This is a genomic window from Bradyrhizobium sp. MOS002, from assembly GCF_003020115.1.
In the GTDB taxonomy this organism is placed as follows: Bacteria; Pseudomonadota; Alphaproteobacteria; order Rhizobiales; family Xanthobacteraceae; genus Bradyrhizobium.
Window position 1 is genome coordinate 1 of the sequence record NZ_PYFX01000066.1, and the last position, 2,268, is coordinate 2,268.

General features: G+C 63.6%; 1 protein-coding gene and 1 pseudogene. Both read left to right on the forward strand.

From position 1 onward, the window contains the following. The coding region (locus C7G41_RS36845) for a DUF1522 domain-containing protein (RefSeq protein ID WP_146159913.1) at positions 1-1,418 on the forward strand (1,418 nt) is incomplete at its 5' end. Between the two features lie 327 nt (positions 1,419-1,745). Continuing rightward, a pseudogene (locus C7G41_RS36850) lies at positions 1,746-2,268 on the forward strand (flagellin); the annotation flags it as partial.

Genomic DNA, 2,268 nt, shown 5'->3' on the forward strand with positions numbered 1-2,268 from the left:
GTGCTGCCGTCTCGACCGCTGTCGGCGGCGCCGTCACGCTGAAGAGCTCGACGGGTGCGGATCTCAGCGTTACCGGCAAGGCCGACCTGCTCAAGGCTCTCGGCCTGACCACCGCCGTGGGCGGCGGCAACGCCACCGTCAACGTCAACCGGACCACGAGCTCGGCCTCGCTGGGTGCGACGATCGCGGACGGTTCGACGCTGAATGTCGACGGCCACGTCATCACCTTCAAGAACGCGCCGATCCCGGGTTCGACCGGTGCTCCGAGCGTTCCGAGCGGTTATGGTACGAGCGGTAACGTCCTCACCGACGGCGCCGGCAACTCGACGGTCTATCTGCAGGCCGGCACGATCAACGACGTGCTCAAGGCGATCGACCTTGCCAGTGGCGTCCAGACCGCGACGGTCAACGCCAACGGCACCGCGACGGTTGCGACTGCGGCCGGCCAGACCAACTCGTCGATCAATGCCTCGGGTCAGCTCAAGATCTCGACCGGCGTCAATGCCGACCTGTCGATCACCGGCACCGGCAATGCGCTGAATGCGCTTGGCTTCGCCGGCAACACCGGGACCTCGAGCGCGTTCACCGCGGCGCGCACCTCCGGCGTCGGCGGCCTTACCGGCAAGACCTTGACCTTCTCCTCCTTCAACGGCGGCACGGCGGTCAATGTCACCTTCGGCGACGGCACCAACGGCACGGTCAAGACGCTCGATCAGCTCAACTCGAAGCTTCAGGCCAACAACCTGACGGCGACGATCGACGCCAACGGCCTGCTGACGGTCTCGACCACCAACGACTACGCGTCCTCGACCATCGGTTCGAGCGCCGCGGGTGGCGCGATCGGCGGCACGCTGACCTCGTCTCTGACGTTCTCGACGGCTTCCAGCCCCGTCCAGGATACGGTTGCCCAGACCTCGCGTTCGAACCTGGTCGGCCAGTACAACAACATCCTTGCGCAGATCGACTCGACCTCGCAGGACTCCTCGTTCAACGGCGTCAATCTCTTGAACGGCGACCAGCTCAAGCTGGTGTTCGACGAGACCGGCAAGTCGAACCTGAGCATCACGGGCGTGACCTACAACTCCAAGGGTCTCGGCCTCGCCTCGCTGACCAGCGGTGTCGACTTCATCGACAACGCTGCCACCAACAAGGTGCTGACCAATTTGAACTCGGCGTCGAGCACGCTGCGTTCGGAAGCGTCGAGCCTTGGTTCGAACCTGACCATCGTGCAGGTGCGTCAGGACTTCAACAAGAACCTGATCAACGTGCTGCAGACCGGTTCGTCCAACCTGACGCTGGCCGACACCAACGTCGAGGCGGCCAACAGCCAGGCTCTGTCGACCCGCCAGTCGATCGCGGTCTCCGCGCTGTCGCTGGCCAACCAGTCGCAGCAGAGCGTGCTCCAGCTGCTCCGCTAACAAGCGGACGACATCGCAAGCAAGATCTGGCGGCGGGGCTTCGGCCCCGCCGCTTTTTTTTTGCGCGTCAGCCGTCATTCGAACAGCCGTGCGGCGCTCTGAAAAGTAACCAGCGGTTATGGTTAATGGAGAGTAAGCGCGGATAAATGCCAATGATTTCAGCCTGATTGCCGGCCGCGACCACGCCTTCCGCAGGCTTATGGTGAACCCGCGCTTAATGCGGGCGCGCCTCGTTTCACCCTTTGTTAGCCATGTCGCGGCACGCTGTCCCCGTCACTCGATCCGAAGCGATCGAACGAAGACGCGTAAACCAGAAGGGTAAGAGTCATGTCCGGTATTGTTCTCTCTGCGTCGGTTCGTCAGAACCTGCTGTCTCTCCAGTCCACCGCTGATCTTCTCGCCACCACACAGAACCGTCTGTCGACCGGCAAGAGCGTCAACTCGGCCCTGGACAATCCCACCAACTTCTTCACCGCACAGTCGCTCGACAACCGCGCCAGCGACATCAACAACCTGCTCGATGGTATCGCCAACGGCGTGCAGGTGCTACAGGCCGCCAACACCGGCCTGACCTCGCTGCAGAAGCTGATCGACTCTGCGAAGTCGATCGCCAACCAGGCGCTGCAGACCACGGTCGGCTACTCCACCAAATCCAACGTCTCCACGACCATCTCAGGTGCGACCGCGGCTGACCTGCGCGGCACCACGAGCTTCGCCAGTGCGACCGCAAGCAGCAACGTGCTGTATAACGGCACCGCCGGCGGCACCACGGCGGCGACCGGCACCACGACGCTCGGCGCAACCATCGGCTCCTTTGCGAGCACGGGCGCGACGGCTGGTGACGGCACCA